At 39.9% G+C, this 6,639-nt stretch carries 3 protein-coding genes; all 3 read right to left on the minus strand.

Translation table 11 applies throughout. The annotated features are described in order from the left end of the window. Positions 1-148: 148 nt before the first annotated feature. Genes DW800_RS19330 through DW800_RS19340 form a run of 3 tightly spaced genes read right to left on the minus strand, consistent with a single transcriptional unit; the run spans position 149 to position 6,575 of the window. On the minus strand, positions 149-1,879 hold the full coding sequence (locus DW800_RS19330; protein ID WP_117704157.1) for a RagB/SusD family nutrient uptake outer membrane protein: 1,731 nt from the start codon (positions 1,877-1,879) through the stop codon (positions 149-151). 12 nt (positions 1,880-1,891) lie between these two features. Then, positions 1,892-4,987, minus strand: a complete 3,096-nt coding sequence (locus tag DW800_RS19335) for a SusC/RagA family TonB-linked outer membrane protein (protein WP_117704158.1) — start codon at positions 4,985-4,987, stop codon at positions 1,892-1,894. Between the two features lie 40 nt (positions 4,988-5,027). After that, positions 5,028-6,575, minus strand: a complete 1,548-nt coding sequence (locus DW800_RS19340) for a sulfatase family protein (RefSeq protein ID WP_117704159.1) — start codon at positions 6,573-6,575, stop codon at positions 5,028-5,030. Positions 6,576-6,639: the final 64 nt, after the last annotated feature.

Raw genomic sequence — 6,639 nt, forward strand, 5'->3', positions numbered from 1 at the left:
TGGCAAGGTCATACATTTCACTAGACATATTGGTCTGCGCATAGCTCATGTTTAATCCCAATAAAAGACCGATAAGGCACAAATAAAATTTATTCATACTTTTATGATTTATTTAATTGTAATTAACTCTATAAACTTTATGCATTATTTATTGATATCCTGGATTCTGCTTTAAATTCGAATTTTCTGTCACATGTTTACGCTGTAAAGGCAAGTAATAATGATGTTCAGCAAATAACCGCTTTGCATTCCCTTGACAATTCTCAATCAGATAACCAAATGTGTTTCGCTCTTTTATATAATAAGCCTTCAAACGATGGAAGACACCTGTAAGTTGTGTATGGGCAGTACGCCATCTGCGTAAGTCCCAAAAACGGATACCTTCAAAAGCCAATTCTATCCTCCGTTCATGCCGTATTTTCTCCAAATCAATAGAAGTATGTTCAGGCATACCTGCCCTCTTTCGTATCTCATTGACAGCCACCCTTGCTTCCTCAATCCGATTAGCACCACCTAACTCAAAAGCAGCTTCTGCCAAATTTAGATAAATCTCACCCAAGCGATAAATAATAAAATCAGTATCAGACATGCCTCCTCCAGGAATTCCTCTCTCTTCTTTCAAATATTTTTTTACACAAAATCCGGTTTGAGTAGCACCTGCCGCTGTGTTATTCACATCTTTTCCTCTTCCAGACAAACTATTATCTCTCTTATCTGTGTTTATATTACTTTTAATAGTAAAATAATGCGTTTCCACAGGGGTGTCAATCCAAAAAGCTTGATTATACAAAATTGTAGCATGAAAGCGTGGATCTTTATCTTTATATAGTTCTTTGGTATCTATCTCTTGATTGTAATTTATAGAGCTTCCAGGAGTTCCATCTATAAATTCATAAGCATCTATCATTTCTAAAGTCGGGTTTGTGATACTGGCAATCCAAGGTTTATAAGATATTGGTTGGTTATTGTAATCATAATCTTGTCCCAAATCCTTTTGAGTAAATTTTTTAGCCCAAATAACCTCATTGTTGTCTTTTTCTAAAAACAAATATTGATAATTTTTACTCTTGTCATCATATTTCTTGAATAAACTGAACCCACCTTCTGCTAATATTCTTTTAGAAGCTTTGTAAGACTCCTCGAAGTAAAAATCTGCATCTGTAACAGGTACTCCTAAAATACCATCCAAATCCATCTTTCCATAACGGGCAATACTACCTGCATACAACATAGCACGGCTCTTTAAAGCCAATGCAGCAAAGCGACTGACACGTCCTTTATTCGCTGCGTCATAAGAAGGAGGTAAAATATCAATGATTTCATCCAACTCTTTACGCACAAACTCATATACTTCTTTCTCTGTATTTCTGAAAGGATATATATCTTCGTCTCCTATTTGCTGAGGTTCAGTGATAATAGGTACACCACCCAATCTCATGGCAAGGTTAAAATAATGCAGTGCTCGCAAAAAGCGACATTCAGCCATACGACGATTTTTAAAATTCTCATCCAGAGTACTATTTTTCATATTTAACAAGAATTCATTATATCCACGTATAACATTATAACTCCACATGCCAATATAATAATCATCACTTATATTATCCGGAGTTATTATTCCCAAAGTAAATGTATTCAGTAATGAGCTCCACCCAAAACAAGTGCGAGCTTCATCTGTAATCACATTTAATTTACATTGACCATCAAAAACTCCATTTACATTAGTTACCCCATATAAGTGGGTCAAATTAGCATCTGCTAAATTTTCATCATTCCATACTGTTGCATCCGAAATGATATCAATAGGTTCTTTATCCAAAACATTACATGAATTGGTTAAACTTGCTAAAAGCAACAAAACAAAATATCGCAATTTCATATTTTATTCATATTAAAAATTCATACTAACTCCCGCAGTGAATGTTTTTACCTGTGGATAATACCAACCGTTTTTCGTATCTGATTCTGGATCTTTATATTTCACATTTGTAAATGTCAATAAATTATTTCCACTAAGAAATAATCTAAGATTATTTATCCCAGACTTTTGAGTCCAACTTTTAGGAAATGTGTAATTTAATTGTATATTCTTTAGACGAATGTAATAAGCATTTTTTTGTACCCAAAATGTGGATTGATATGTATTTGGATGTCCTTTTGAAAACCTTGACCGAGGTAATTCTGCATTAGGGTTCGGATTATCTTCTGTCCAACGTTTTTCCCAAAAAGCATAAGGGGTCATATTATCTCCAAAAGGCATTACAAACTGATCACTATTGAATACAGAATAATTAGAAGCACCTTGAAATAAAACATTCAATGACCAATTCTTATAAGTAAAATCTCCATTCAATCCGAAAAATATTTCCGGATTGGCATTTTTACCTATCTGTATTTCGTCTTTCCAATTGATAACTCCATCTTTATTTTGATCCACATAACGAATATCGCCAGGCTTGATTACATTATTATTTGCTCCATTAGTAATGTCTGCCCAACCATCAATTTCTTCTTGCGAAGAGAATAATCCGTCAGCTTCATATCCCCATGCAATGTTAGTCCATTTTCCTGTGAGGTCGTATCGATGCTGTTGTTCCGGATCTGTACGCTCTACCTCGTCGTAATGCACCCATTTAGAGCGTGCCCAAGAAACATTTGCACGAAGATCATAAATCAAATCACCGACTTTGTTAGCGTGTCCCAACATCAATTCAAATCCACGGGTATTTTGCTTGTTGATATTTTCTTCTGGCAAGGAGGCACCAAACGTGCTGGGCAGGCTCTGTGCCCGGGTGGCTAACATTTTGGATTTCAAACGATAGAACACATCAAATTCTGTGTAAAACTTACGGTTAAAAATTGAATAATCAACACCAATGTTGTAAGTCGTAGTTTCTGCCCAACTTGCATTCTTATTTGCAAGTCCTTTGGATTTTAATCCCTTATTAATAGCTTCTCCTGTATCAAAAATATAACTATTTCCAAACATATACCCTGTTAGATAATTAAAGCTTACATTTGCTTCATCTCCAGCTTGACCTACAGAGAAACGTAATTTCAAATTATCTACATTTCTTAGGTTTTCTTTAAAGAAAGGCTCTTCGCTGATGCGCCATGCGGCAGACACTCCTGGGAAAAATCCCCAACGGTTACTTTTATAAAATTTGGCAGAACCATCTACACGTCCTACAAAATCAACCAAATAACGATTTTCATAACCATATCCTAACTTAAAGACATACGACATACGTCCACCTTCTGAAGCTCCTCCTCCATTATTTTTATTTTCATCCGAACCAGCAAACATTTCATCTACTTCCGTAGAAATAAAACCTTCCCGGTAAGCAAAAAAGTTATCATTTTTACTAGCTTGCGCTTCCACCAAAGCCAAACCTGTGATATGATGCTTTTCGGCAAAAATACGGTCATAATTCAATTTGAACATTGAATACCATAACCAATCTTTTGCATATTCTTCTCTTAATGAATTCTTTCCACCATTAAATGTTCCTATTACAGTATATTCTTCTGTATCATAATTATAGTCATGATAGTCAAAGCTTGTATTAAATGTCTTGACAAAGTTGTTATTTAAACGATAATCAAATTTTCCATCAGCCGACAATCCTTTCACCCATTTATTAAAGTTTAAATTTGCAGAAAAAGTGCCTCTTACTGAGCTAAAATCTGTATCTGAATATCCTGAATAATCACGTTCTGATATAGCTAAAGGATTTCCCCAGCGTCCATCATAACCGGGATTTGTCGGTTTAGAAGAATCCGGCCAATAAGCTGGTACAGTGGGATGAGCTGCCTGAACAGCTTGCATAATCACATCCATACCTCTACCTGGTCTTTCTCTATACTCCAACCTTCCACTAAAATCTGCAGAAAGACGCAATACCGAGTTTATCTGTGCATCAATGTTAGAGCGGAAACTAATTCTATTAAAATTAATATCATCTGATCGCAGCAAACTTTTCTGGTTCAAATAACCTAAAGACAAGAAATAAGAGACTTTATCTCCACCTCCACGAACACCCATATTTATATCATATTTGGGAGAAATACTTTTCAAAGTCTCTTTTCGCCAATTAGTATTTGGATAACGGGGATCTGTGCCTGCATAAAACTTTGCTACCTCTTCCGGTGTATAAGTAGGATTATCTCCGTTAACAACATTTGCTTCGTTCATCAATTCTGCATATAAACCTGAACTTGCCATTTCAATAATTCGTGTAGGAGCAGAGAATCCGGCATTGACATTTAAGTTAAACTTGGGTGCTCCTTTCTTTCCTCTTTTAGTAGTAACCAAAATAACACCATTGGCAGCTCGGGAACCGTATATCGCAGCCGAAGCATCTTTTAGAATTGAAATGTTTTCAATCTCATTGGGATCCATATAACCGAAATCTTGTTCGATACCGTCTACTAACACCAATGGAGTCCCGAAACCACGAATATTTAAAGTTGCACCATCAGCACCGGGTTGTCCCCCTCGGTTCATAACCTTTAGTCCCGGAACCAGACCGGCCAAAGCCGACGTGACGTTTCCTACAGCCTTTGAAGCCAACTTATCGCCTTCTACCGATCCTACGGCTCCCGTCAAGTTCACCTTTTTCTGAACCCCGTATCCGACTACGACCACATCGTCCAAAATTTCAGAATCCGGTTCCAAACTTACATTTAGAGATGCTTGTCCTTTATAGGTGATTTCTCGGGTCCGGTAACCGACGTATGAGAAGACAATGGTCTGGTTTCCCCGAGGGACTTCGATTCTGTATTTTCCGTCCGCGTCCGTAGCAACGCCGATAGTGGTACCCTTGACCAGGACATTGGCACCGATGGCGGGCAGTCCCTGCTCATCCAGCACCACTCCAGTAAGGGTTCTTCCCTGCAACACCTCTTTCTTTCCGGCTTGTACCGCACTTGTGATAAAACAAGCTAAAAACAGCAGAAGAAGCCATGTTTTGATTGCATTTTTCATAATGTTGACAAATTAAAAATTAGTAAAATAAATTAAAAGGTTATTTTCTCGTAGAATTTTGCCTGTTTACCTTTCTATCCAATAGTCTGGCCATTTTTTTAACTACTTTCGGATATTTGTTGTAGACATTCATCGTCTGATATGGATCCTTCTCAAGGTTGTACAATTGTCCTTTGGGGGCATCCGGTTTTACCTTCGCATTCTCGATATCACTGTTCACCTGATGGGTCAACTGGAATACAGCAGCACCGCCAAAGGCATGATCCCCTATCTTCTTCCCGCCGAAACCGCCACCGTTGCGGGCAGGAATATACACCCATTCATCCTTGCGGATAGACATGTGGCGTTTACTGGAAGGACAAATAATGATGTGGTCCCTAATCTGCCTTTTCGGATTCCCTACAAAAGCGGGAAGCATGTTGAAGCTGTCGGGACCGTCACCGTCCTTCAGATCATAACCGGCCAATGCCGCCAGTGTGGCCAGCAGGTCGACATTGCTCAACAACATGTCCGAGGTACTTCCCGCAGGCACTTTTCCCGGCCACCTCACAATCATGGGAATCCGGTGACCGCCCTCCCAGGCCTCAAACTTGAAACCAAGCAGTTTCCCGCTCATGTGGTGGCCGCGCCGCCATGCCTCCTGGCCGCCACGGTTCATCATGGGACCATTGTCGCTGGTAAATATGAACAGGGTATTGTCAGCCAATCCCTCCTCTTCAAGCGTCTTCATGATTTCCCCGACAATCCAGTCCAGTTCGTGGATGGAATCACCGTAAGGACCGGCTTCACTGCTGCCCACAAAACGTTCGGCGGGTGTAAAGGGGTGGTGAATATTAGTCGTCGCATAATAAAGGAAGAACGGTCCGTCCTTATGTCCCCTGATCCATTCCACAGCCTTGTTTTTCAAGGTAGTACCCACTTCACGGTCTTTGTACAGACGGTGGGCGGCAACGGCACCTCCGATATCCTTCAAACCGAATTTCTCGTCAAACTCGGCAGTCTCGGCACGTTCGCCTCTCACAAAAGGATCATCCGGAGTATACCCGACCACGTGATGGTTTTCCACATATACAAAAGGCGGATGGCTGTTCAGAATGGGCACACCGAAATAATAGTCAAATCCAAGTTCCAGAGGCCCGGGGTAGAGTTTCTTGTTCCAGTCCATAGGCTTCTCGGTCTGAAATCCCAAATGCCACTTCCCGACAATGGCCGTTGCATATCCTGAACGTTTCATCACATCGGCTATGGTAGTACGGGCGGTATCCACATGCAATACCTCATTCAAAAAGATAGGTGCCCACATGTCATTACGGCAGGGATATTCACCGGTAATCAACCCATAGCGCGAAGGGGAAGATACTGCCGATGAAGAGTGGGCATCCAAAAAACTACGCCCTTCTGCAGCCAGACGGTCGATATTCGGAGTCTTCACTTTGGTGGCCCCATAGCATCCTATATCCCCGTAACCCAGGTCGTCGACATTCAGGATGATGACATTGGGTTTGGCTTTCTCTGCGTTGTCGTGTCCTGCATAGGCACATAGCGGCAGGACACCAAGTCCGAGACTTAAAGGAAAAATTTTATTCATATTCATAATAATTAGATTATTTGATGGTTTCAGCAAGTTTTGCCAGTTCAAGATATTTCTTGTA

The organism is Bacteroides sp. AM32-11AC (genome assembly GCF_003603515.1).
GTDB lineage: Bacteria > Bacteroidota > Bacteroidia > Bacteroidales > Bacteroidaceae > Bacteroides > Bacteroides uniformis.

Coding starts and splice junctions, on each gene's coding strand:
- DW800_RS19340 (WP_117704159.1), bottom strand. CDS start 6,575: ATGAATAAAATTTTTCCTTTAAGTCTCGGACTTGGTGTCCTGCCGCTA.
- DW800_RS19330 (WP_117704157.1), bottom strand. CDS start 1,879: ATGAAATTGCGATATTTTGTTTTGTTGCTTTTAGCAAGTTTAACCAAT.
- DW800_RS19335 (WP_117704158.1), bottom strand. CDS start 4,987: ATGAAAAATGCAATCAAAACATGGCTTCTTCTGCTGTTTTTAGCTTGT.